The 24,839-nt window shown below is 62.3% G+C and carries 24 protein-coding genes; 6 read left to right on the forward strand and 18 right to left on the reverse strand.

Annotated features, from left to right (window positions below):
• Window positions 1–115: 115 nt before the first annotated feature.
• From rlxS to N5A92_RS24880, 12 genes are all read right to left on the reverse strand, one after another.
• On the reverse strand, window positions 116–2,086 hold the full coding sequence (gene rlxS / locus N5A92_RS24825) for a relaxase/mobilization nuclease RlxS (protein ID WP_313958460.1): 1,971 nt from the start codon (window positions 2,084–2,086) through the stop codon (window positions 116–118).
• A gap of 161 nt (window positions 2,087–2,247) precedes the next feature.
• Window positions 2,248–2,943 carry a lytic transglycosylase domain-containing protein gene (locus N5A92_RS24835; RefSeq protein WP_260907106.1) on the reverse strand — a complete coding sequence of 232 codons (696 nt, stop codon included), beginning with the start codon at window positions 2,941–2,943 and terminating at the stop codon, window positions 2,248–2,250.
• The gene (locus N5A92_RS24840) at window positions 2,931–3,479 is read right to left on the reverse strand and encodes a S26 family signal peptidase (RefSeq protein ID WP_260907108.1); all 549 of its coding nucleotides are present in this window, start codon (window positions 3,477–3,479) and stop codon (window positions 2,931–2,933) included. Before N5A92_RS24840 ends, N5A92_RS24835 begins: the two co-directional genes overlap by 13 nt.
• A complete protein-coding gene (locus N5A92_RS24845; RefSeq protein WP_260907110.1) occupies window positions 3,476–3,745 on the reverse strand; it encodes a helix-turn-helix transcriptional regulator in 270 nt (89 codons plus the stop codon). Before N5A92_RS24845 ends, N5A92_RS24840 begins: the two co-directional genes overlap by 4 nt.
• A gap of 173 nt (window positions 3,746–3,918) precedes the next feature.
• Entirely contained in the window at window positions 3,919–4,242 is a 324-nt protein-coding gene (locus tag N5A92_RS24850; RefSeq protein WP_260907111.1) for a DUF736 domain-containing protein, read from the reverse strand.
• Window positions 4,243–4,891: 649 nt separating this feature from the next.
• Window positions 4,892–5,308, reverse strand: a complete 417-nt coding sequence (locus N5A92_RS24855) for a DUF2958 domain-containing protein (protein ID WP_260907113.1) — start codon at window positions 5,306–5,308, stop codon at window positions 4,892–4,894.
• Between the two features lie 461 nt (window positions 5,309–5,769).
• Window positions 5,770–6,276 (reverse strand): DUF2285 domain-containing protein, encoded by a 507-nt coding sequence (locus N5A92_RS24860; RefSeq protein ID WP_260907115.1) that lies wholly within the window; start codon window positions 6,274–6,276, stop codon window positions 5,770–5,772.
• Complete coding sequence (locus N5A92_RS27585) at window positions 6,209–6,574, reverse strand: transcriptional regulator domain-containing protein (protein WP_425248641.1); 366 nt, start codon at window positions 6,572–6,574, stop codon at window positions 6,209–6,211. Before N5A92_RS27585 ends, N5A92_RS24860 begins: the two co-directional genes overlap by 68 nt.
• 174 nt (window positions 6,575–6,748) lie before the next feature.
• Window positions 6,749–7,297: an acyl-homoserine-lactone synthase gene (locus N5A92_RS24865; RefSeq protein ID WP_260907197.1), complete on the reverse strand. Its 549-nt coding sequence runs from the start codon at window positions 7,295–7,297 to the stop codon at window positions 6,749–6,751.
• A gap of 90 nt (window positions 7,298–7,387) precedes the next feature.
• On the reverse strand, window positions 7,388–8,104 hold the full coding sequence (locus tag N5A92_RS24870; protein WP_260907116.1) for a LuxR family transcriptional regulator: 717 nt from the start codon (window positions 8,102–8,104) through the stop codon (window positions 7,388–7,390).
• Between the two features lie 230 nt (window positions 8,105–8,334).
• Entirely contained in the window at window positions 8,335–8,565 is a 231-nt protein-coding gene (locus N5A92_RS24875; protein WP_260907117.1) for a hypothetical protein, read from the reverse strand.
• Window positions 8,566–8,860: 295 nt separating this feature from the next.
• Complete coding sequence (locus tag N5A92_RS24880) at window positions 8,861–9,775, reverse strand: nucleotidyltransferase and HEPN domain-containing protein (RefSeq protein ID WP_260907118.1); 915 nt, start codon at window positions 9,773–9,775, stop codon at window positions 8,861–8,863.
• Between the two features lie 369 nt (window positions 9,776–10,144).
• On the opposite strand from N5A92_RS24880, the gene N5A92_RS24885 reads away from it, so the two are divergent.
• The 4 genes from N5A92_RS24885 (at window position 10,145) to N5A92_RS24900 (ending at window position 14,064) form a co-directional block, all read left to right on the forward strand.
• Complete coding sequence (locus N5A92_RS24885) at window positions 10,145–10,852, forward strand: response regulator transcription factor (protein WP_260907119.1); 708 nt, start codon at window positions 10,145–10,147, stop codon at window positions 10,850–10,852.
• Between the two features lie 393 nt (window positions 10,853–11,245).
• Window positions 11,246–12,493, forward strand: a complete 1,248-nt coding sequence (locus N5A92_RS24890) for an aminotransferase class I/II-fold pyridoxal phosphate-dependent enzyme (protein ID WP_260907120.1) — start codon at window positions 11,246–11,248, stop codon at window positions 12,491–12,493.
• Window positions 12,494–12,613: 120 nt separating this feature from the next.
• Window positions 12,614–13,513, forward strand: coding sequence for a DMT family transporter (locus N5A92_RS24895; protein ID WP_260907121.1), 900 nt, complete (start codon window positions 12,614–12,616; stop codon window positions 13,511–13,513).
• A complete protein-coding gene (locus N5A92_RS24900) occupies window positions 13,510–14,064 on the forward strand; it encodes a GNAT family N-acetyltransferase (protein ID WP_260907123.1) in 555 nt (184 codons plus the stop codon). The genes N5A92_RS24895 and N5A92_RS24900 overlap by 4 nt, the downstream gene beginning before the upstream one ends.
• A gap of 268 nt (window positions 14,065–14,332) precedes the next feature.
• Here the strand turns inward: N5A92_RS24900 and N5A92_RS24905 are convergent, their stop codons facing one another.
• Window positions 14,333–15,751 carry an amidohydrolase family protein gene (locus N5A92_RS24905; protein WP_260907125.1) on the reverse strand — a complete coding sequence of 473 codons (1,419 nt, stop codon included), beginning with the start codon at window positions 15,749–15,751 and terminating at the stop codon, window positions 14,333–14,335.
• Between the two features lie 350 nt (window positions 15,752–16,101).
• On the opposite strand from N5A92_RS24905, the gene N5A92_RS24910 reads away from it, so the two are divergent.
• On the forward strand, window positions 16,102–17,322 hold the full coding sequence (locus N5A92_RS24910; RefSeq protein WP_260907127.1) for an ABC transporter substrate-binding protein: 1,221 nt from the start codon (window positions 16,102–16,104) through the stop codon (window positions 17,320–17,322).
• 147 nt (window positions 17,323–17,469) lie between these two features.
• Here the strand turns inward: N5A92_RS24910 and N5A92_RS24915 are convergent, their stop codons facing one another.
• The 5 genes from N5A92_RS24915 to N5A92_RS24935 all read right to left on the reverse strand — a co-directional run bounded on the left by N5A92_RS24915 (window position 17,470) and on the right by N5A92_RS24935 (window position 23,393).
• The gene (locus N5A92_RS24915; RefSeq protein WP_260907129.1) at window positions 17,470–18,561 is read right to left on the reverse strand and encodes an extracellular solute-binding protein; all 1,092 of its coding nucleotides are present in this window, start codon (window positions 18,559–18,561) and stop codon (window positions 17,470–17,472) included.
• 141 nt (window positions 18,562–18,702) lie between these two features.
• Window positions 18,703–19,479 carry a 3-oxoacyl-ACP reductase FabG gene (gene fabG / locus N5A92_RS24920; RefSeq protein WP_260907130.1) on the reverse strand — a complete coding sequence of 259 codons (777 nt, stop codon included), beginning with the start codon at window positions 19,477–19,479 and terminating at the stop codon, window positions 18,703–18,705.
• The gene (locus N5A92_RS24925) at window positions 19,476–21,221 is read right to left on the reverse strand and encodes an acetolactate synthase catalytic subunit (RefSeq protein ID WP_260907131.1); all 1,746 of its coding nucleotides are present in this window, start codon (window positions 21,219–21,221) and stop codon (window positions 19,476–19,478) included. The genes fabG and N5A92_RS24925 overlap by 4 nt, the downstream gene beginning before the upstream one ends.
• A complete protein-coding gene (locus N5A92_RS24930) occupies window positions 21,208–22,575 on the reverse strand; it encodes an aspartate aminotransferase family protein (protein ID WP_260907132.1) in 1,368 nt (455 codons plus the stop codon). The genes N5A92_RS24925 and N5A92_RS24930 overlap by 14 nt, the downstream gene beginning before the upstream one ends.
• A gap of 119 nt (window positions 22,576–22,694) precedes the next feature.
• The gene (locus N5A92_RS24935; RefSeq protein ID WP_260907133.1) at window positions 22,695–23,393 is read right to left on the reverse strand and encodes a GntR family transcriptional regulator; all 699 of its coding nucleotides are present in this window, start codon (window positions 23,391–23,393) and stop codon (window positions 22,695–22,697) included.
• A 347-nt stretch (window positions 23,394–23,740) separates the two neighbouring features.
• On the opposite strand from N5A92_RS24935, the gene N5A92_RS24940 reads away from it, so the two are divergent.
• Entirely contained in the window at window positions 23,741–24,835 is a 1,095-nt protein-coding gene (locus tag N5A92_RS24940; protein WP_260907134.1) for an ABC transporter ATP-binding protein, read from the forward strand.
• Window positions 24,836–24,839: the final 4 nt, after the last annotated feature.

Below are 24,839 nucleotides of genomic sequence, written 5' to 3' on the forward strand. Positions count from 1 at the left end.
ATCGAGCAGTGAAATTGGCTAGTGAAGAACGGTAGTGGGTCATCTATGCTCTAGCGCGAGCAAATCTCGATGATGGCGACGATAAATGCATGCCGTGCCGGCAGACCGCCGCGCATCACGAAACGCTGGGCCCGCTTCTCTGCCGTCCGATCGTCCACGAGATGCCCTCGCGCTGCATCACGCCGGAGACCTCCTTGCCAATGTGGCGATCGAGAACCGGTCGCCATGGCACAAGCGTGAACTCGCGCGACCTCTCGATGACAGCGTACTTGCCGCTCGCGAGCTCAACGCAGTGGTGGAGTCTGCCTTCTATCATTTCCCCGGCCCGTGTCTCGACATAGGTAAGACCACGTTCTTTTGAGATCTGGCTGGCGATGCGATTCAGTTCGCGCCTGTTCAGCGCGATCAACATGTTGTCGCGGTAGATAAGTCGATCCTGCTCATTGCGAGCGAACCCCTGAGCGACGAGCCACTGCTGCCGACGGGCCTGGGCATGATGCACTTCGCGACCGAAGCCGGCATCGCGTAAGGGCTCGGGGCTGCCGGAGACCAGTTCACGATCAATCCATGTAGCACCGTCGAACTCCACCTGCTGCTCTAGTGACAGTGGCGAGAGCTTGTCGACCCTGACAGGTTCAGCCTTAGCCCTCCGGCGCTCGTAGTCCACCGCACGTTCGAGGTAATCTGGCGAGATGATCCACGTGCCGTCCGGCTCGCGCTCCACGCCTCTGGTGGCGCGCCGGATCGCCTCCAGCCGCCGCACGTGAGTTTCGGCGAAGCGATCGGTCGCAGATGAATCATGGTTTAGATGGATATCTATATTGTAGCGTCCGTCGTTGGCGGCGGCGATCTCCGCAATGGTGTGGTCAATCTGCCGGGGCTCGGCATTCCTCGGCGTGACGCGTACGATGCAGCCGTCGGGCGTCGGTTCCGTCGCATCACCTTTGCCGATGTCGATGTAGTGGGTTCTGCCGTCCACGCCATCGACGATGAGGTAATGTCGGTCGTTGATGTCGTCCGCGAGTCCGCGCGCGACAACGCTGCCGACAACAGGTTGATCCTGTTGTGCAGATCGATCGTGGATATCGTATTCGGCGACGCTGCGGAAACGCCCCTTGCCAGTCAGCTGACGTTGCATGGTATTGATAATGTCGCCGCGCTCGCCCATGCGGCGCAGGATGGGCTCGAGATCGCGGTTCAGGCGCCACCGGCCAAGACCTGTTTCCTCGGCGAGATCCATCCGCTCCAGCTTCCGCAGACGGCCCTGGTGCAGCGTCTGGCGAAATGCATCGCGGTGCGTAGGCGAAACAAGTCCATCATTGTCGCGCAGGCGCAGCAGTCGCCGGTCGATGCTGGTAAAGCGATCCTGCTCCATTTCCTGGCGCAGGGACAGCTCGATCTCGCGGTCGGTACGGGGGCCAAGGTCGAGGCGAACCAGTTCGGCCGCCCGTTCGCGAATGCCACTCGAAATATACTCCCGTGCGATGACGAGATTTTCGCCCCTGTCGTCGTTGCCGCGGACGATAATGTGGATATGCGGGTTGCCGGTATTAAAATGGTCGACGGCAACCCAGTCGAGCTTCGTTCCGAGGTCCTCCTCCATCTGCGCCATGAGCCGCCGCGTGAGCGGCTTCAGGTCGTCATACTGGATGCCGTCTTCTGGCGCGACGATGAACCGGAACTGATGCCGGTCGCCGTCGGCTCTGTCGAGGAAGTCCTTCGCGTCCACGCGATCCCGCTCGGCACCGTAGAGTTCGCCGGGCTCACCCTCCCGAGCGACTCCATCGCGCTGAACGTAGCGCAGATGGGCGCGAGCCCCGGCCATGCCCTTGCCGGCCAGCCTGACGATACGCGCCTTGACAACGACCCGCCGCTGGCGGAAGGCGGCATGGCGATCGCGTGATCTGAGCAGCGCTGCGGCCGCCCCACCGCGCCCTTTCCGGCTCCCCGTGAAGCGACCACCGCGCATGGGCCTACCGCCGGCTCTGTTAACCGCAGCCTGAATCTGACCGGCGTAGCGCTTACCTGCCTTCGAGCCGCGCGACCGTATTTTGCCGAGCTTCGGCCTGAACTCGTCATCCTTCATGCCCGACCTCTGGATGATTTCGACAAAGCCAAGCACCCGTGCCACTGGCCCTCTGGGCTCTGCGGGGAGCCTCCTAGAAAAACGATGTGCAGACAAAGAGATAGTCGCCTCTAGGAGGCTCTACCTTTATCTTGCTTCCGCGGCGGCTACCTGGCAACCTGCTACCTGGTCCGCGGCTCCTCCTTCACGATCAAACCGCTTTGTGGCGATCTGAGCGGCACAAGCATTCCACTACTGGGTCCGCGTGCGGGAACGCCATCTCGGAAGAAAAAGAGCGACCGCCCAGAGGGTACATCCGGCGCCTTCACGGGAGAAGATTCCTCGGGGAACTCGCCCATGTCGGCCGCCGAGAGTCCGGCTTCCCGGAGTTCTTTCAGATAAGAAACCGTCGCTTTCGGAAGCGGCCTTCCGTCCCGCAAGTGCTCCTCGTAGCGACCCGGTCCGGCATGGTATGCAGCGAACAATCCGGGGAATCCGAAGCGGTCATGCATGGCGCGAAGATAGGCGGTTCCAGCCAGAATATTGTCCCGCGGATGATGCGGATCGGCGCCGAGCCCGTGCTGGTTGCGCATCTCTCGATAGGTGTCCGGCATCACCTGCATGAGGCCCATGGCGCCGGCATCGGACGTGATCGGAGAGCCGTCGAGCATGGTCTCGCCGCTACTTTCGGCGTCCATCACGGCGTAGATCCAGGCTTCTGGAACGTCAAACCGGCGCGAGGCTTGGAAGACAAATTCCTGCCACCTCGCAAGGCGTTGATCGACGGAAATCGCGACCGGCTCGGCGATGGCGGGAGCGGTGTAGGCGCATGGGGCGACGGCGATCACGCCGAGCATCAAGAGGGTCAGCCGGTCCATAGCGGCACGAGCCTCCCTATGATGTTCGTCGCTGGGACCGGACCGAAATACCGGCTGTCGAAGGAGCCTGGAGCGTCGGAGTTGAGCAGGAAAACAGCGTCGCCCGCGAGCCTGCGGCAGGCGTTCCACCACGGCAGCGGACGGCCCTGACGGTCCGCCCCAAGACGGCGGGCTACGATCTGGCCGCCGATAATAATGATTTCATTGAAAGCGCAGACATGCTCGCCGGGCAGCGCGGCAATATGCTTTACCAGTGGAACATTGCCGGACAGATAGCCGCGAATCTCGGCGAGCTCGGCTATGGAGTCGGGCGCGCGGACAAGAACGAGATCGCCTCGAGCCGGTTCATCGTACCCGACGCGGTAAAGGCCGACAGGCACGCTCGCGGAGGCATTCCACACCAGCCGGGGCAACGGATCGGCGATCGCGGAAAAGCCGATCAGCCCGAGGCCGATTGAGGCAATCGCGATGGCATTGCGCGCCCGAGCGCGCCTCAAACGGCTGCCGATCAAGTGGATGGACGGCCGCCGGCTCATGACCGGCCTCCTGCACCGGCGCTGCCGGAACCCGCCCGACCGTCTTTGCAACCGGGATCATGTGAGCGGCCTTTCGACCAGTCGTCGAGTTCGTCGATGTGGTAGCGGACATAGCGGCCATGCTTGCGGTATTTCGGGCCGCCGCCAGTCGCCCGCATCTTATCCAGCGTGCGCTGCGACAGGCCGACATAGAAGGCGGCCTGCGCGGTATTGAGAAACGGGCTGCCTTTTTTGGCGCGCGCCGCGCGCTCGTTTTCGTCGTCCATGATCATCCTCGCTTCGGTTCAGAGAAAGCGGTCGCGAGGATCGACGAACCGGGACGCTTCAGGGACGGGCGAAGAGTCGGGTGGGGGTTTTCGCCGCCCTTTCGGGCAGGCGACGTTCGGCGGAAATCGCTGGGAAGCCCCCGCGCCGGGGCGCGGGAGCTCGATGCGGGCGATCAGTCGATCGGGTTCCAGATGACGGCGTAGGTGTCGTCATCGTCCTGGCCGGCGGCTCGGCCGAGATTGGCGTAGAGCTTACGCGGGCCGAACTCCGGTGCGGCGATGGAAAGGCTCACATACACCTTGCCGGAGGTCTCGCCTGTCCGGATCCAGCCCGCGCCGACCTCGACGCCCTGCGTCAACACCCGGAAGTCGGGATGGTTGTCGGCGCTCTTGGCCTGGTTAGGCACGATGTCGATTTCGGCGCGGACGCTGAGTGTTCTCAGTTGGCCCTTGTAGCCGCCGTTTTCCTGCCTGGTAACGTATCCGATTGCGGTCATTTTCCTGTCTCCTTTGCTTGTCGCCGGGGACCATCCCCTGCGATGGCGGACCGTGATGGGCGCGTCCGGCATGCCTGAACCCAGCAGGGCCGTAGCGTGAGCGGAGGACCCGAGTGGACAGCTTTTTTGAAGCGAAGCGGCGCGAGGAAGCCGCCGCAGGCGGCGGGGAAAAAAGCTGGCGGCGAGGGTTTCAAGGCGGGCCCGAACCGCCCATAGGTCCAGAAGCCAGCCGCAGGGGAATGGTCCTCAAGACAAGCAAAGGAAACGGGAGGAACGCGCGCGGCAACGCAACCGGCAGGCGGCACGGAGGCGACGGTTTGCGAGCGCTCAGACGTCGTGCCGGATATGCTGTGGCTTGCAGCTGTCGCCACATCCGACAGCAGAGCGCGTGTGTTGGCGCCCAGCTTTGGGTGCGTGCGGCTGAGGAGGCATGCGCTACGAGGAAGGCGCGATTAGGCGGCCAATGCGACCAGAAGGCGGGCGAGCGGCAACCGTACAAACGCTGCCGTGAACGATTCGATGCACCACGACCTCGCGCTACTCGGCGTCGAGATTGGTTTCGCGCCTGGCTGCAATCTTAGCTCATTTTCTTGCCGCCAGTTGAGCGGTAGCCCTCCCGGCCTCTCGCGGAACGGGTTGGGCTGAGCACCTATCGACGCTGATGTTCCACCGAATGCGGCGAAGAACTGGAATTGCACGTGGAAAGGATCGCGGCCTGCCGCAGCACGCGCTCGGCCTTCGTGATGCCGCCGGCCACATGAGCAGCAAGGAGGTAGATCGAAAGCGGATACTTCCCCTTAAACAGGAGGTCGCGCTCGATGGTGAGGCCAGACGCATTTCGCACGCTCTGAAGCTTGGCAAGGCTGACCGTGCCAAGCTCGGGCGTGCCGAAGCCGGGATCGCAAAGCCCAAACAGTGTGTCGCCGTCGGGCATCATTTCAGTGATCAGCCATGTCGCGCTGCCTGCCGGATCGAACAGCTTCACTACCGGCAGGTGATCAGTTCCGGCTTCGCCCGCGCCGTTTTCGAGCAGGCGGGTGCGGATATCATCGGTGATCAACATCATCGTCTCTCCTCGTCAACAACAATGGAGGTAGGCAGCACTCTTGCCGGTTTGGTGCATCGTCTCGTCCTCCGCTCGACAATCCTCGCGCGCCTCCCCCGGAAGCGGGGGGCGGCGAAACGGGACCGTAAGGGCCCGCCTGTGGAGGCGGACTGCATCCGAAAGGACCGGAACAAAGTGGAGGACCCGGAGTGAAGGCGGAGGGTCACGGTCTGCCGCGGCGGGTCTAGAAGGAAGTGCCGCCCAGCCCGCGTGGCCGGGGAAAGGACAACAAATGAAGACGTCGCCCCGAAGGATGGCGGCCATCGGCAGCCCAATGGGCTGCTTGGCGACAGGGGGCGAAGCCGAACGGCCGAGACCGCCCGGGCCTGTCGAGGAATGGGCTCGGTCCCACGAGCACCCGGCACACATTGTCAGATGCGCAGTCGCCCAGTTCCGCCGGAATTTCGACACCGCACGAACCCCTAGAGAAGAAATCGTCGATACCCGCCATTCATGAGTGCGTAGCCACGCTTTATGGCCCGACGGACCCGGTCGCGAAGGTGGTCGCCGGGATCGCTCCAGTCGGCCCGCACGCGCGCGTGACCGAACAAAGCCACAGCGATGTCGCGATGGGATGCGCCGGCCAGCGCGCCGTCGAGCGCACGCAGGACGAAGCGCAGCCGGGCATGACGGGGTTCCACGGGAAAATATCGTGCGGATAGCCTTCCCCTCGTATGGAGATCGTTGAGACAGCCAAGTGCCTTGAGGTGGTGTCTTGCGCGGTCGGGTGGAGCAACCGCATCGGTGAGCAGCCGGGCCGGCCGCAGAAGGTTGCCTTGCGTGAGCGACAGTTGCAGATGCCGCTCATCCTCGTGCAGGAGCACGTGCTGACGGCCTTCCGGCTCAAGAACGACGGCGGCATCACAGGGTAGCCTGCCAAGATCGATCGCGTCGGTCGCGGATGACGAGAAGGCGGTCACGGGCAGCACGTGGAGGCATTGGCGGGGACACCAGAATACGGCCGCGTCGGAATCGGCCGAGCTGGCGAAACCGGATTCCCCACCCGGTGAGATCAGGAAAGGAAGGGTGCAGCCTGACCACGGTCAGATGCGATCCCTCCCGTGCAAGCAACGTCTGCCTGAGCGCCAGCACAAGAACGCTGACAAAGGCGGAGTTGCGCCTGAGAAACTCCCAAGCCCACCCGAGCCGCGTCAAGCGTGCGGTATGGTGGTAAGTCGCGCCTTCCTGCCATTCCAGCCATCCAGTGTCGTCATTAGTACGGTGCATTGCGGCTGCTCCTCTGGCCGCTACCGGTCGTCGCAGATGATGGTCGATGCCAGGCTACCGACGACGAAAAACACACGCCCCTTGCGCGCAACGACGACGGTCGGACTTTTCAACATGAATGCACCGCGAGGCGACCGATCAACTGCCTTGCATGGAACCATCATCCGTTGTCCTTCAACGTCGACCTATGGGAACGCGGCCGATATCCAGTTGCACGGCGGCAAGCTGCATCCCGTCTGTTTCAACAAAAGGTCCGAGAATTCGGCATGGGAAGCCGGCAGCCTCAAACCGCACCAGCCAGTCGGGCTCGATCACGCTGGTAAGGGTGGTAATGCCGAGGGATTTGCATGTCGGGGGGATGGTTTTCATCAGTTGCCGGAACAGTTGCCCTCCCCGACGATCCTTCCTGATGAAGAACCGCGACCATTCCCGGATGCAGTGACCGCGCGGCACCGGACCGTCGACAAGATGTGCGAAACGATCCCCGAGAAGATGGCGCGATGTGGTAGGAAGAAGCCTGTAGCCCCCGGTGACATGACCCTCATGGGTCGCGAGCACGTAGACCGTCTGGGACGTGTCGTATGCGTCCCGTTCCCGACCGTCGGTCCGGAAGAGATCCGTCCAGCCGCGTTCGGCGACAAAGATCTCGTGCCGCAACCTATAGTGCTCCTCCAGCAGCTCCCGGTAGCGGTGGGCGCCTGCTCCTTTAACGACGTGAATCACCAAGACTGCCGCTCCTTGTCCGGAGCGACATTCTTCGGAGAGTGCGCACGCGAGCTATGGCCATTCTTGGCCATTGACCGGCGCTTTGGATCAGGCGGCTATCTCCATTAGGGCGAGAGCTTTGACAACCGCTTGAGTGCGCGTGACGCAATCCAGCTTCCGCATCGCGCTGGCGATGTGTTTGTTGACGGTTGATTCGGAGATGCACAGGATGTGGGAGATGTCCCAGGTTGTCTTGCCGACGGCCACCCAGGTCAGCACTTCGCATTCGCGGTTTGACAGTCGAGGTCGTCCTTGCCGCGTAGGAATGAGGAGTTGCAGTCTGCTTGCGAAGGTCAGCGAGAGGACATTCAGCGGCTCGAGGATATCCGGTCTCGTGCTTGGCGATTCCCCCGCCAGGGATATGCAGCCGCTGCGTGCGTTGCGGACAGGCACCGGAACGCAGAACCCTGCCTTGAGGCCGGCATCCGCGGCTTCCGTCATGATCCGGCCTGCCGCCGGACCAAGGTCTCTGGCTCTAATTGTAGCCTCATTCCAGGTGAACGGCTTCGTACAGGAAGCACCGGCGACCGCGACGGGATCCTGCCTGACGTAGCCGCACGAAAGATAGTGCGACATCCAATCGTCCGGCCAGAAACGCTCCAGGATCAGAGTTTCGAACCTCTGGCCGGAGGCCGGCAAACCGGTCAGAATAAAGTATCGCAGACCGAATTCTCGGATCGCCGCACGATAGGTCTCGACAAGCGCGTCGATGCCGGTCGCATTCGCCAACAGCAACACATGGTGGAAAAACTGTGACGCGTTCATTTCCCCTCTCCCGAGCCCATCCATTTCCACGGATGGCCTGCACAGCAGGCCTTCGGCGCCTGCAGTCGCAGCCACCTACCTGACATCATCTTGAGCACGTATGAGTTGCGGCGCAAGCCCTGGAACCGGCCAGCCGGCCGGGACGTTAGGACCTGGCGGCAGTCCACGGCCACTCAGCGAGGAGATGCGCCAAGAGAACGTCCAGGCGTGGAAGCTCCGTCCTATGAAGCTCAGCCGGCTCGGTTTCTGCGCTGCAGCTCACTGAAAACCGTGAACCAGAAACGAAAATCCGTGTCGCGACCGGCATAGCGAGCCGTGAAGGCCGCCGATGCCGCTGCGAGCGATGCCTTTGGACCATACGTTGCGACCGCCGCATCCGCCGCCTCGGCGGGATCGCCAATGTCCCACAGCGTCAGGTCGCCGTCGCCGGCCATTATTTCCTCATATTTGCGTTCTGCCATGCCAAACCTCCCGCGGGTGTACCGGCGCGGGCGGCAGCTGCCGCTGGGCCGGACGTTGAAAACCCACGGAAGTGAGCCACGATCGCGGGGCGTTTACCCCGGACATAGTCGTGCCGTCCCTGACCCTTCGGCGGAAGGCGCGAGGCGCAATGAGCTTCGTTTCTCGTATCCTCGCGTAGACTTGAATATTACAGGTTCCGGCGACATGAGCAATCGTCGGGAAACGCGCGATCGCTTCTGCTAAAGATGGTGCATACGTTTGCCGATTCTGTCTGGAGTGAGCTACTGTAGACGCTCAACTCAAATCACCGTTGTCTTTCAGCATTTCAAGGTGCTCGCGGCAGACCTGCTCGGCCAACTCGTGCAATCGGGCGGTACGCTCACCGAGCCAGGCAAGCGCTTCTTCGCTGATCGCGTAGTGATTTGAATAGCGGGCCTTTACGTACGCTTCATTCAGCGTATTGAACCAGGAGGTAAATCTCCGCTGATCGCGCGGCCAGACGTCCGCCAGTGCCCTGTTTTGGTCTTCCGCAAGCGAGCGAAGAAAAGCCAGATTGTGCGAGGGCGGGCTGTAATTGGTCAACACCAGTAGCAATGTCGAGTATGCTTGCTCGATCGTTTGATGGAGATGAAAGGCCGCCTCCTCCAGGCGGCCCCGACCAAACACGTAGCCGAACGTGTCGAGCAACCCTCGCGAGCGTTGAAAGCGTCCCTCATAGTGTTCTTTGGCCACCTTATGGGCATCTTCACGCGTCAATGGCCTAGGCTCCGCGAGTGGCTCCTCGTCCAGCTCATAGAGCACGATCCCTTCGCGGCGGATATCGGTGAAGAAATATTGCCCCTCGCGCAGCGCCGTGTTCACCTCGCGCCGCGAATGAACAATGAAGCTCACCAGCGTCTTCACGCCGCGGTCGCGCAAGAGCGTGTCCTTTGCTTTGGCCCAGTAGGCGGCAAAGTCGCCAAGCTTGCGGTTGTTGACGACGATCAGGAGGTCGTAGTCAGATCGGTAGCCCTTCATGGTGTGCGGCTCATCCACCCAGTCGCCGCGCGCATAGGAGCCGAACAGGATGATCTTGAGGATGCGACCCTTCTTCTTGAACTCGGCCGTGCCCTCCGCCAGCGCGTCCTCGAACTCCTCGTGCAGGATATCGACGACGCGCGCCAACTCGCGCTGCTTGTGTTCCGGCAGATGGTCGATGCTTGTCTTCATCCAGCCCTGTGCTCGACGCGGCGTGACTGCCGCATGGTTCCCTTATAACAGCATCCGCCGAACGGCAAAGACAGCTGCCGGCAGCGTTGGCCCACCACGTGATCCTCCGGTGATGCGCATTCGTTCCGGTGGTTTCCTCCGGGGCCAACGGGGGCTTGTGCCGCAAGTATACCCCTAAGAGAGGCGATTTGCCGGTGTAAGATCTACCACCTTCACGGCGCTTGGCGAACGCGGTAGGCACCGTCGAGATTGCGCCATTCCGCACCCGTGGATGCCGAACGGCGCTCGTCGTACGGTGGGGAAAGGACAGCCTGGGGCCGCAATGTACGTCGCAATCCGCCCGTATTTTGCGCCTCGGCGGGACTGCCCATGAAGCCATTGGTGGTCATCTGCTCGCAGAGCGCGGAGTTCTATCTGATCCTCGAGCACATCCTGAGGGTGGACGGCTTCGACAGCGTCCTGGCCGGCAACCTTGAGGAGGCGCTGCGGCTGGCGGCGGAGACTACACCGGCTGCTTTCGTCTTGGACTGCGGGCGCAACGGCCTGTTCGGGCCGGACCTGTGCACAAGGCTGAAACAGGAGGAGGTTACGCGTGCAATCCCTGTTGTGGGGCTGATCGCGCCGGGAGCGGAGGATCAGCACATTGCGCTTCTCAAGGCAGGCGTCGACGAAAGCCTGGTTCGGCCGGTGGCGCCGGCCAAGCTCCTGGATTATCTACGCGCACGGTTGCCGAGGGCACAGCAGCCGCTCTCTGCGCTGGGTGGTGGAGACACCCTTGTCTACGGCGACCTCGAAATACGGCCCGAAAGCGGCCGCGTGCGCTGCGGCGGCAAGGAGGTTCAACTCGGGGCGATCGAATTCCGCCTTCTACGGGTTCTCCTCGAATACCCCGACCGGACATTCGGCCGTGCCGAGCTCATCGCTGCGGCCTGGCCGGAGAACATCCATGTGAGTGCCCGCACGGTCGACGTACATATCAGCCGGTTGCGCAAGGCTTTGCGGAGGCTCGGCCGACGCGATCTCATCCGCACCGTGCGGGCGGCGGGCTATACACTCAACGATGAAAACGGCGCCTGAACGAGACGATGGGGCCCGGTCCCTCGGCAGCGAGCACCCTCGCCTGCCAAAACGAAATCAGGGCGCACCGCAGGGCTGTTCGCAACAACCCGTTCGGTCAAAGCAGACCCCGCTTTGGCTCGCCGAAGGCACAACAGTCGACAAGCGGATCTTCTCGTTCCACATCGCCGCGTCATTGAGAAGCGGCATTATAAAAATCCAACTGTTCTACATGCAGTGAATATTGCAAGTTGTGTTTATATATGACGCACATCGGAATTTGTTACTGAAACCTAGCCTCACATTTATTAATATCTTCAATAATTATACTACGAATAACAATAGCGCCTTGTAGTATTCCTCTAAAGCGAACTCCTCGAGCGGCTCGTCGCCAATATCTTTGTGAGCGCCATCATGCCGGCACAGGACCATGCGCGAAACGCATCGCGCCAAACACGCTACCGCAACACAGCCTCGGTCATCGACCGTACATGGTCTCATTTCGATGAGGCGTACCGGCGCGGCCTGATGGGTGTCCATTGCCGTTCGACCGAAGGCCGCACCATCCTTCTGACGAGGGGCAAGCGGCAGGGAAGGCAGGCGACCGACTTCGTGCGCTGTTCGTATCTTGGCCTCGACAACCATCCTGCTGTGGTCGCGGGAGCTGTGGCGGCGATCGAGGAGTACGGCTCACTTCACTGGTCGTGCGCACGCACGCGGCTGAATTTCGGGCTGGTGGGTGCGCTTGAGGAAAACCTGTCGCAGCTCTTTTGCGCGCGCGTCATTGCCTATTCGACGGTGATGGTCGCCAACATGGGAGCCCTGCCGATCATCGCCTCGGGACATCTGACGGGCGGCCGCAAGCCGCGCATGGTATTCGACCGGCTCGCGCATGCATCGCTCGCTTTCCACAAGCCGGTTGTGGCCGATGAGAGCCAGGTAGATACGATCCCGCACAACGATCTCGACGCCCTGGAGCGGATTTGCCGAAGGCATCCGCAGGTCGCCTATATCTGCGACGGCATCTATTCCATGGGCGGCCAGGCACCGGTCCGGCAGCTTTCTGAGCTTCAGGAGCGATACGGCCTCTTCCTGTACATCGACGATGCGCATGGGATCTCCATCTTTGGCCAGCGGGGCGAAGGCTTCGCGCGCTCGCAACTGCCTTCCGACCTTGGCGAGCGCACGATCATCGCTGCCTCGCTCGGAAAGGGGTTCGGCGCGTCGGGCGGAATGCTGATGCTCGGCACCGCTCGCCAGGAGGCGCTTTTCCGGTGCTATTCCCTGCCGCATGCGTTTTCGGCCTCGCTTAATCTGGCGGCCGTGGGTGCAGCGCTCGCCTCGGCACGGATCCATCGCACGTGCGAACTTGCGAACCGCCAGCGCGAGCTTGCGGCGCGGATTGCATTCTTCGACGAGCGGATATGCACCGCCCAGCGCGGAACACCGCTGCCCATCCGTATGATCAGGATCGGCGACGAGCCTGCGGCCATCGATATTGCCGAGGAACTGTTGGACGAGGGGTTCTACACCTCTGTCACGTTTTTTCCCACCGTTGCCCGCGGAGAGGCGGGCATTCGCATCTGCCTGACGGCAAGCCACGACCTTGTCGAACTGGAGAGGCTTTGCCGCAGGATCGACCGGTGCGCAGACGCCGGTTGAGGAACGGTCAGCGAACGCAGGATCGTTCTATTTCGACCGGAGGAATCGCGGCAGGCAAGTCAATCGCCGATCCGTCTGAGAGCGGCGACCCCGCCAACGATAGAAGCAGAGCAAAAACGCATGACCAGCCGTGGAGCCTCAACCGATCGTTCGCGCGTCGCATACATTTTGCTGGCATGTGTGTCGGTCTGTTGGGCTGGCTCCTACATCCTCACGAGGATCGCCACGGCCGAGATTCCGCCTGCCACCTTGGCAACTGCCAGGCTGATGGTCGCCTACTTTGTCCTTCGAATCTGGTTGAGGCTGACACACGCCGATCCCCCGAGCGCGGTGCCGGTCCTGTGGGCAGGCTACATTCAGGTAGCCTTGTTTGGGCATGCTGTGCCGCTTTTTCTCATTGCGGCGGTGTCGGTGAATGTGCCGACAGGCGAAATGGCCGTCCTTGTCGCGACGGCGCCACTTTTCGCGGTGGCTCTGTCGCATCTATTCCCGCCGGTCATGCCGGCAAGGACGACAGTCCTCGGCCTGCTGGTGGGCGCGCTGGGGCTGCTTGCCTTCTTCGGCGAACCCAATGCGAAGGCGATCGACGCCGACTGGCAGTCACGATTCATTCTGCTAGGGGCGGCTGCCAGCTATGCGATGTCGGGTCGTGCGGTCGCCAAGCTGCCCGTCGACAATCCCGTGGTCGTCGGGAGCGCTGTCACGATGTGCGCGATCGCGATGCTGTTGCCGATGAGCCTTATCTTTGACCAGCCCTGGGCAATCTGTCCAAGCCGTGGCGCGATCGCCGCCACCATGCTGCTTGGCACGGCGTCCACCGCAGTTGCCTATGTCATTTACTATTATCTGATCGGCCTCGGCGGTGCGGCCTTTGCGAGCCTTCATCATTACCTCGTTCCAGTCCTGAGTGCGCTGCTTGGGGCAGCCTGTTTCGGCGACATTCCGCAACCCCGGCAAGTCCTGTCCGCCGCCTCAATCGTCTTTGGGGTCTATCTCCTACGCGGCTTGGCTCGATCATGATTGCACTGGAGACACGCCGGCTGCTTTTGCGACCTGTGGCGGCATCGGACTTTGCCGATGTGCACCGGCTGCACACGGATGCATTTGTGGCAGGGGCAATCTTCGGCGGGCAGGCCCCGTCCCGCAGGGACACGCGTCGACGGATGCAGCACTATCTGCGGGACTGGCAGCGCCACGGCTTTGGCTTTTTCGCGGTCCTTCTAAAGAGTGGACAGGATGGCGATGTATTCGTTGGCCGCGCCGGTCTACGCTATTTTGAAGATACCTCCGACGTCGAATACGGTCACTGCTTCTTCGGGCATGCGGCAGGCCGAGGAATTGGTCCCGAAGCCGGCAGAGCCGTACTGGACTTCGCTTTCTGTCGGCTCAAGGTGCATCGCATCGTCGCCGTTGTCCGGGCGGAGAATGAACGCGGGGTGCGGGCGGTCGAAAAGATTGGCTTCAAGCATGCTGACGATCGCATACACGGCGACGGCATCAAATGCGTGTTTGTTATTCATGGCCCTGAAAGCGCAACAGCCGGCTCAGCCAGCAGGCATCATAAGAAATGAGCAGGGCGGAGACGCTATGGCGGTCTGGGCCATCAAGGATTATAGCGCGACGATCTGGGTGGAAGACGAACTCTCACTTTGATCGTAGCGCCGCAGAGGATCGGGAACGCAAGGGAGGGAAGCCAGCAATGGTCTGTGACAGGACGGCAGGCTGGCACTTGTCCTTGGCAAGGCAATGGGTCTTGGAGGCGTCGCCAGCGGGCGCACGCCGGTGCCGACAATCTCAGCCTTGGCAGTGCGTTAGGCCGCAGCTCGCTCGTCGGATAATCTAGGCGCAAAGTCCGATCCTTGCGGAGATCGCGCGTGCCGAACGGTGCGCTTGAGTGGTCACGGCGACCTCGTCAATGCCGGTGACAACGCGCCCGGCATCGACAGTCCTGCGGCCTGCAACAAAAACGCTTCTGATTGTGTGCCGGCCGCCAATCACAGCCAGTTCAAGCGCTGGATCAGAGGCGAAGCCAATCGCTTCATTCGGCTGTCGTATGACAAAATCAGCTTGTTTCCCGACTTCCAAGCTGCCAACCTCGTCCTCGGCGCCGACGGTTGCGGCAGCCCCCGACGTGCGCATCCGCAACACCTCCTTCGCAGCCACGGGATCTCCGGCAGCTGTCGAAGCGCACAAGGCCAAAGTCCCAAGACCGTCGAACGCGCTGGCGCGGGGGATGTCACTGGCGATCCCGATCGGAATGCCCGACCTTTGCAGGGCGGCCATGCGCGCCTGCGTGCCGGGACGGCCGAGCATCTGCAGCTGCCCGTATGGACACCAGACCACCCGGACGCCGCGATCGGCCAGAAGTGCGATTTCGTTCTTACGGATCAAGTTCATGTGGATGAAGGTCACATTGGGGCCGAGGAAGCCGCGACCGTCGAGGTAGGTCAGAAGCGGCTGATCCAGAATGTTTTCCCGGTTGAGTTGAAAGGCGGGAAGATAACCAAGATGCTCTTGGAGACGGACCCCGCTCGCGCACGCCAAATCCAGCGCTGCCTGATAAAGCTCGGGCGAATCCGTTGCTTCTCCATATAGACCGATGAAGGCCCTTACCAGACCGTCCCGATCCCTGTTCCGAAAGAGCTGCGAGCCCAAGCGTCCAAGCGCCTCGTCCAAGCCCGATGGCCATCGCGCTAGAAAGCTTTCGCTGGCAAGTTCGGGTAAGTTGATGGCCAGCGATGCCGCGCGATCGGCAATGTAGGGATCCGCCAGCCAGATGCGGATATTGGCTTGGTCGGCGACGGCTGCCACTGCGTCAGGCGCAAAGATCGTACCGGGATCGACAAACCCCGTGTATCCACATTTGAGGTAGTCCAGGGCCGCCAGTAGAGCGCTCGCCTGCTCATCCTCCGGAGTCAAGGCGCCCTTCCAATGTCCCATTGTAATGGGTTTGCCCTCCATCAGGGGCAGCACTGAGCGCGCCGTATATTGTGACACGTGAACATGTGCGTCGATAAAGCCTGGGTGGAGCGCGGCGCCGCCAGCGTCGATCACCTCGTCAGCCGAATATCGGGCGAGAATGCTCCGTCCGGCTCCCAGCGCGAGGATCCGACCATCTCGGACGGCCAGTGCGCCACCAGCGATAACCGTATCCTGGGCATCCATCGTGAACACTGAAGCGTTGTGAACAACGAGATCACATGGCTCTGGGGCGTTGGAAGGCAAACGCTGGTCCGTCGAGGTCGAGTCGTGCTGCATGGCAAAACGTCCGCAAGAGCAAGCCTAGTGTTAGTAGGAAGCGGCGATGGCAGGCGCGCGTTGCCTGCAGATGCCTGTCCGTGCAGCGGACGGGCGATGTGGCATTGTGACGATTGCAGGCGGACTGATCGAGACTGGCACGGGTGGCGCCTCCGCTTTGATCGGTTTTGCAACTCGATGGGGTATTATCGTCATCCTGACGTTTGATGCAACATAAATCCTGATTCCATGCCGCCCGGCTGAATAAGGCCAAGCCGTAAGAAAGGATCAGCCGCAGCGCTGAATAACAGCCAGCGCGCGGATTGCCTCGCCCGCACACAGGCCTCAGCGCCTATCCAGCCGCCGCATGCTTGACGGGCTTGTTGGTTGTTTGTTACATCAAATTTCATATTTTAAGTCGCCATCACAATCGTTCAGGAGGAGCGGACATGGGAGAACCAGGAATTGCAAGGACCGTGACGCGTCGTCACGTGCTGGCGCTTTCCGCGAGCGCCTTCGCCACGGCGGGTTTCGGCATCCATCCGTTCGATGTGCGGGCAGCCACCGGCTTTGAAGGCCTTGCCGAGGGCGCTCACGCAGCCGGCGAAAGCCAGGTGGTGGTGGCCGGTGGAACCGGCGCATATGGTGAGCTTGTCCGGGAGCACTTTTATGTCCCCTTCACGGCGGCCACGGGCATAAACGTGGTCACAACGGGCGGAAGCTACGGCGACAAACTCGCGAAGCTGAAAGCAATGGCGAGCATTGGGCGTGTCGAATGGGACGTGATTACCCTTTCGGCCGATATGCTGACACCCGATGTCGCGGACTTGCTCTTTGACCTGGGGGACTGCGCAATGCTCCCCGACGTCGGCCTTCGCGGCGTCGATGGCGCGTGCCTCGGTCACGGCGTCTTGTTCGACGTCGGTGGCGCAGTTCTTGCTTTTGACGAGCGCAGCTTTCCCGACAACCGGCGTCAGCCATCCAACTGGGTGGACTTTTGGGACGTGGAAACATTCCCCGGACCTCGAGCGCTGCCGAATATCGGCACTCCGTGGTGGTCGCTGATGGCGGCCCTGCAAGCGGATGGCGTCGGCCGCGATGATCTGTTTCCGCTCGATCTCGATCGCGCTTTTGCCAAGCTCGACGAAATCAAGCCGCATATAAGCGTGTGGTGGAGAAGCGGTGATCAGAGCCAGCAGATGTTCCGCACGCGCGAAGTGGTGATGGGCATGCTCTTTTCGGGTCGCGCCTTCAGACTTCGCAGGGAAGGCCTGCCTATCAGCGTCAGTTGGCATGGCGCCATTATGGATGCAGCGCTTTGGGCCCTGACGCAAGGTGCGCCACATCCGAATGCCGGCTTGGCGCTCCTGGATTTCATCTATACGAGGCCAAGAGCGCATGCCGTGTTCGCGGAGGAATCCTTCGGTTCCACGGCCCAGCGTGAAGCGCTCAATTTCCTGTCGGAAGAATCCCACCAGGCAAGTGCGGTCAATCCCGCCAACTGGTCCCAGATCGTGGATGTCGACCGAAGCTGGCTGGCTGCCAATCGCCAGGCCGTGCTGGAGCGATGGAACTTGTGGCTGGCAAGCTGAGGCAAGCAACGTCCAGGCGCATGTGATTGCCGGCGGGGTGCCCACCGTACAGCCTCGGCAGGGGCGGCCGTGGTGCGAGGGACGCGGCTAGCCGACGCCTGGACTGGATGTTGCTAACTCAGCCAGCCCAGGATGGCGTCTTGCACCTCACTGCGCGATCCACCTGTTCCACCGCTCGACGATCTCCGCATGGTGGTTGGCGAGCCAAGTGTAGTCGACTTCCACCACGCCCTTGAAGTTATCGGGAAAGATTGGGCTGTCCTCTTTATCGGACTGAGGCAGCAGCTCCAGCGCCGACTTGGTGGTGGGTGAGGCGGCGATCGCCTGCGCGAAAGCAGCCTGGACCTCTGGATGATCGAAATACCAGTTGAGGAAGCGCAGCGCGTTCTGCCGGTTCGGCGCGCCCTTAAACACCACCCAATCCGCTTCGTTGAGGGTCCAGCCCCGCCAAACCCGCTGCAGCGGCAGTCCCTCGTCGCGAAGGAAGTCGATGCGCGTGTTCCACACGAGCGTCATGGCGACCTCCTGATCACGGAGCGCACGCTGGATCTGGTCGCCCGTCTTCCACCAAAGGGAAATATGCGGCCGAATCTGGTCCAGCTTGTCGAACGCGCGATCGAGATCGAGCGGGAAGAGCTTGTCCGGCGCGACGCCGTCGGCAAGTAGAGCGCCGATCAGCACGCGCCAAGGCGTGCTGAAGTTCGGCAGCGATCGCGGTCCCGGAAAGTCGGCGACGTTGAAGAAATCGTTCCAGCTACTGGGTGCGCCACCATCGAACATCGTGCGGTTTGCGGTCAAGAGCGTGGCGCCGTAGGTCGGCACGACGCCGAAGCGATGGCAGATCTCGCCGGCGCCATCGGACTTTGCCTTGGAAACCAGGGCGCAGTCTTCGCCAAGATCGACAAGCAGGCGGTTGCGCGCGGGCACGAACACATCGCCGGAGCCTGCCTCCATCATGTCCCACTGCAGATGTCCCGCTTCCGACATGGCCATCGCTTTTGCCCAAAACTCCCCCGTGGTGCCGCTGACGAGCACCACCTCGATACCGGTCTGCCGGGAAAAGGGCTCGAAGACGAACTCCCTGAGCTTGCGCTCGTAGTCCCCTCCCGTTGCCGCCATCACCAGCCGACCGTTTTCCCCGCCAGACGCTTGGGACAATGGGACCACGGACAGAGCCGCGGCAAGGATGTATGCGAAGAAGCCGACACGATTGGCGGCCAGCGCGTAGGAATCCCTCATGCTCTCCTCCACAATTAGACGCTTTTTGATGTTTGATGTATCAAAATTTGACAGCGAGAGTACACTGCGTCAACGAAAAATCTGGCCCGGCGCCGCCCTGCGGCTCGGCGTCAGGACGACAAGCGCATCCTGGCGCAAAGTCTAGGGCGTGAACTCGCCGCCGTTCACATCGAGCACGGCGCCGTTGATAAAGTCGGCTTGCGGGGCGGCGAGGAAGAGGACGGCGCGGGCGATGTCTTCCGCATGTCCGAGGCGTCCGATCGGGATGCGGGAAAGTGCCTCTCTGTTTGCGGGCGAGTCGGTCGGACCGGCCATATCGGTTGCGATGCGCCCCGGCGCGACGGTGTTTGCGGTGATTCCGAATTGCGCATATTCGCTCACGATGGACCGGGAAAGCCCGAGCAGGCCGCTCTTGGATGCAGCATAGGCCGCGCCGGCGATACGTGGGATGGTCCGGCCGGCCAGGGAGCCGATGAAGACGATTCTGCCGCTCCGCCGCTTGACCATCCCCGGCAGGGCACACCGGCAGCAAACGAGCGCACCGGTGAGGTTGATCGAGAGCACGTCCTGCCATTCGTCGGGATCGACGTCTTCGACCCGGACGCGGCCACCGTTGCGCTTTGGGGAATATCCTGCGTTGCACACAAGAATTGCCGGCGGCGCCCAACGTGCTTCGACCTCGGCGAAGAAACCGCGCACTGCAGCGACCTCCCGCAGATCCACCGCCTGCGAGAAGATGCGGCCGCGGCCATGGCGGGCGGACAGCGTATCGCTGGCGGCAATCACGCGGTCTGGCTGGTGGCTGAAGAATGCGACCCGGTAGCCAGCCCGCAGGAGCGCGTTGGCGGTTGCCAGTCCGATCCCGCTGGACCCCCCGGTGACTACAGCAACCTGGGCTTGATGATCTGCGTGGCTCATGGCGCGCGCTCCAGGGTTACTGGCTCTGTTTCAGGACGATCAAGCGTGCCCTCGAAGAGCGACAGGGGCGGATGTGCATCGGGATCGGTGACGGCCTCGATCAGCCATGGCGTCCCCGATGCGATTGCCGTGCGCAACGCAGGCAGCATTTCGTGCGCCTCGCGCACCACCGTGGCATCGCAGCCGCAGGCTTGCGCAAGGGCAGCGTGATCCACAGGCGAGAGACGGCAGGCGCTTGTATAGTTTCCGAATTTCACGGTTTCCGCGTCCTTCTGGTAGCCCAGTACGCCGTTGTTGAGCACGATCACGGTTACCGCGATGTTGAGGCGAACCATGGTCTCCAGCTCCGCCCACGCATGCGCGAAGCCGCCGTCGCCAACAATGGCCACGACAGGATCGGTGGGGGCGGCGAGCTTGGCGCCGATGGCCAACGGCAACCCCCAGCCGAGTCCGGCAAGGCCGCGTGGGGTCAAGAACCTCTGCCCGGCGGCAAGAGCGGTGAGCTGGCCGACCACCCACATGGAGGAATAGCTGGCATCCGCGACCACAGTCGTGTGCGGGGTGAGACATCGCTGCAGGTCGGCCATGATCCGCTCCGGCCGAAGCGGACTGGCGTCGGAGTCCACATGCTTCCTGCGCTCGGCTTCGAATGCGGCGCGTCGCTGCGCAATGCGCCGCTCGAGCACGCCGCGCTCCGATCGGCGCAAGGACAGGTCGTGCCGGGTCAAAGCGTCCGTCAGTGCCGTCAGTGTTTCGGCGGCGTCCCCGACAAGGCGCAGCGCCTCGTAGTTGCGTCCGATCTCGTTCGGGTCGATGTCGATATGGATGATATGCGCGGACAGGGGAATGGAACGCCAGGTGTCGGTACCGTTCTGATTGGTGCGGGTTCCAATAAGCAGCACGACATCGGCTTCCTGGAGGAACTGTCTGGAATGGTGCCCCAGCGATCCTGGTCCGGTGAGCGAGCCAAGGACACCCATCGATAATGGATGAGTCTCGTCCACCGCCCCCTTCCCCATATTCGTCGTCACGACCGGCAGGTGTGCGACCTTTTGCAGGCGGGAGACGGCTTCGGGTGCTCCCGGCGTCAGCGCTCCGCCGCCGGCCATCGCCACGGGAGCGCATGCCTGGGCAAGCAGGTCGGCGGCGGCCGTGATCGCCAGATCGTGCGGCCGATACCTGTCCAGGGGCCAAGTCCCGAACGAGGCGCTTCTCGGATGCGGCGGCGTGGGAGCCAGATCCCGCAGCAGATCGGCGGGCAGAAGCAGCACTGCCGGGCCTGCACGCCCGCTGCCGGCCGCGGCAAAGGCGGCATCCACGTGGTCTTCCACGCGATCGGCCGCAAGCAGCCGCCTGACCCACTTAGCGCAGGACTGAAAGAGTGTGATGTGGTCGATCTCCTGGAAAGCGTTGCGATCGATGTGCGGCCGCTCCACTTCCTGGACAAGGGCGACAACCGGTACGCTTGCCTTGAGCGCTTCGGCAAGCGGCGGCACCAGTAAGGTGGCGGCTGGGCCGTTCTGGGCGGTAACCACCGGAATGCGGCCGGAGCGGCGCGCATAGCCGTCGGCCATCGCCCCACCCATGTTTTCCTGGCGATAGGCGATCTGCCGGATTCCCAACTCTTCGCAGGCCAGTATCACGGCCGAAGGCAAGCTCTGCGAAAACACGACCTCCACGCCGTGGCGTTGCAGCGATTTGGCGATGCGCATTGCGACGGTTTCGGTCTCAGGCGCCGCCATCGGAATTCCTCCCGTTCAACTCAGCCAGGAAAGCTTCGAAAACGCGCACGATCTTGTCGATTTCCGCCGCACCCATCGGCGTTGAAAGACATGCCGCCGCATCCGGAAGAATGATGCCGTGTCGCAGGAAGAACCGGGACATGCTGCCCATCGTCTGGGCTTCCATGGTGTTCCAGCAAGCTTCCCGGAATTCCTTTGGTGGTGACGGTTTGGGATGGATGCGAAAAAGCGAGGCCGCCCCCGTCACGCTGAACGGCGCGCCGGAGCGTGTGATGGCTCCCTCCAGTTCCGCACGCAGCGTGGCGCCCAGCTCGTCGAGACGGGCAAAGGCGGCTTGATCGAGCGCCTCCATTGCCGCGCAACCGGCAACCATCGAGATCGGATTGGCTGAGAAGGTCCCGCCCTGAGGAAGCAGCGGTCGACCATGTCCGGCATCGAACACGGCCATCACGTCAGCGCGACCGCCAACGGCGCCGATCGGAAATCCCCCTCCGATGATCTTTCCAAGGGCGAACAGATCCGGCTCGAGCCCGCAGCGAGACGCGGCGCCATGATAGCCTTGCCGAAAGTTCAGGACCTCGTCGCATACGATGAGCACCCCCAGCGAACGGGCGGTCTCCTGGAGCGCGGAGATGAACGCCGGCTCTGGAGTCACCAGACCGGCTCGGCTCGGCATCGGATCGATCACGATTGTCGCAAGCCGATGGGCGTTGCGCTCCAAGAGCTTGATCGCGCCGTCCGCATCATTGAGCCGCAGCACGATCGTTTCATCGAGCACCGAGGCTGGCATGCCGCGATAGTACGGCACCGAAGCTGGAGCGTCGGCCCGCCCCCAATTATCAGGAGAACTGGCCTGCGCCACTTCGACCCAATCATAGGCGCCGTGATAAGCGCCTTCGATTTTTGCGATGGCGCTTCGACCCGTGAATGCACGTGCTGCCTTTATCGCGAACATGACCGCCTCTGTGCCCGTATTGACGAAGCGGATGCGCTCGAGACGGGGCACGCGCTCGCATAGAAGCGTGCCGAGCGCTATTTCCGCCTCGGTTGGGCTCGCGAAGCAGCTGCCGCTTCGCAATTGCCGCTCTACGGCAGAGATCACGGGCGCGAAGGCATGACCATGGATGAGGGTCGTGAAGTTCGCGTTGAGATCGAGGAATCGCGCGCCATCAGCGTCGGTAAGATAAGGCCCCTCGCCGCCAGCAATGTAGCGTGGCGTGGGGTTGCGCTCGATCGTAACGCGCGATGTGCCATCGGGAAAGACGCGACGGGCGCGCTGAAACAGACTTGCCGAGCGCGATCCCGGCACTGGATCTATCATCGAACTGTCGAGCCGATCGGACAGAGTCGGCATTGCTTCATGCCTCCGGTTGTTGCCATCACTGAGGCCCTCAGGCCGAGCGAATAAAAGCGCCTTTTGGTATTTGATGCAACAAAAATCTTATCATGCCCTCCCGGTGGTGCTGCCTGCCGCTATTCGACCAGGGATGAAAGGTGCCGATAGCCGCTGCGGATATCGTTCTCAATTGCCGCGCGCACGGCGGCTGCATCGCCGTCCTGCAGGCCGTGCAATGCCCACATATGATTGGACACACCTGTGCGGGACTGCGCGAATTCTGGATAAAGATCGTTAAAAGACGGCCCGATCTGGAGCCACAGCGTTTCGATCATTATGACCAGCCGGACCATGCCGCTGCGGCGATAGATAAGAAAGTGGAAATCCTTGTTGGCGTCCAGAACTTCGGTATAGCGTGACTCGTCGAGACCCTGGTTGATCCGCTCCTGCAGGCGTTCGAGCTCCACGATATCGGCTGGGGTCACATTGGCTGCCGCCTTCTGCGCCGCCAGTCCCTCCAGCGCCAGGCGAATGGCCGTTATCTCATCGAGCGCGGCAAGCGTCAGCTGCGGCACGATCACCGTCTTGGGTCCAAGGTTTACGAGCGCTCCCTCGCCGATCAATCGGGTAATGGCGTCGCGTGCCGGTGTGGTGCTCACATGGAGTGCCTGCGCAACCGAGCGCATGGTCAGTTTGGTCCCTGGGCGCAGCGCCCCACGGATGAGGGAGTCCTTCAAGCTCGCATATGCGCGCTCGCCGAGGCTCTGGTGCCGGTCGATCGCCGCGAGCTCTCCGGGAAGCGAGGCTGGTTTCCTTCCTTTTGTCGCATCATGCATGGCAGCGATCCTCATGGTGGCGGCGCCGTCCTGGTCCAGCCGGCATACCTCAAGCGAATCGGGCCAGCGCCTAACGCACTCAGTTTATGCGTACAGGAGCCGTGTCACCAGTCGGCATGGCGAATTGCGCCAAGCTTGACAGCAGGGCCTCCTTTTTGTTACACCAAATTTCAAATGTTAAGTCGGCGTCACGATCCCGCTTGGCAATCTGAGACGTGAAGGAGAATGGTCGCGCACCCTCAGCCCCCGTCGCGACGCCCTTCCAATGCTGGCAGGTGGCATCGACGCGGTGCAGATCGGTGAGCCGGGAGGACGGGCTGGTCCTTCCGCAACATGAGAGGTTGGCGATGCATGGAGCGAGTGTCTCCCTTCGAGAGCTGGGCAAGAGCTACGGGCCGGTGCCGGCAGTCGAGCGGCTGGCGATCGACATTCGACCGGGCGAGTTTCTTTCCCTCCTCGGTCCCTCCGGATCAGGCAAGACCACCCTTCTCATGATGGTGGCAGGATTCGAGCGGCCGGACACGGGAGCGATTTGGATCGGCGACCGCAACATCACGCAGGTGGCGCCGAACCGGCGCGACATTGGCATGGTCTTCCAGCGCTATGCGCTCTTTCCCCACATGACGGTTGCCGAGAATGTCGCCTTTCCCTTGCGCATGCGCGGATTCCCTAAGACGAGAATATCGCAGAGCGTCGCCGAAGCTTTGTCCCTTGTGCAGTTGGAAGGACTGGAAAAACGCCTGCCCGCCCAATTGTCGGGCGGCCAGCAGCAGCGGGTGGCGGTGGCGCGTGCGCTCGTGTTCGAGCCCGCGGTGCTGCTCATGGACGAGCCGCTCGGGGCGCTCGACAAGAAGCTTCGCGAACAGATGCAGATCGAGATCAAGCGTCTCCAGCAGAGTTTGGGCATCACCGTAATCTACGTCACCCACGATCAGGAGGAGGCGTTGACGATGTCCGACCGCATTGCTGTCTTGCGCGACGGTTACCTGGAGCAGGTTGGATCCCCTGCCGACCTGTATGACGCGCCAGCCACAGCCTTCGTCGCCGACTTCATCGGCAAGATGAACTTCCTGGACGGGATATGCCGCAAACTTGGCGCGGATTGCCTTGAAGTCGATTTGGGCCGGAGCGGCACGATCATCCTTCCGCAGCAACCGGTGGCGAGCGCGCCCCCGCTGCAGCAGGGGCAACGGGTGCGATTGGCGGTTCGGCCTGAGCGGATGAAGCTCGATCGGCATGACGACCGCAAGATTTCCGGCGTCATCGAGGCCGTGATTTTCGCAGGCGCGTCACACACCTTCCTCATCCGGCTTGCCGGCGGGGAGATCATTCATGTTCAGACACAGGCGACCCATGGTGGCTCTCTGCCGCAGGAAGGCGACCGCATCGGCTTCGTCATCCCGGACGACGCCGTGCATGTCTTCCCGCAGGCGGAGTGCTGAAGCG

It is taken from the genome of Chelativorans salis, from assembly GCF_025336525.1.
GTDB classification, from domain to species: Bacteria; Pseudomonadota; Alphaproteobacteria; order Rhizobiales; family Rhizobiaceae; genus Chelativorans; species Chelativorans salis.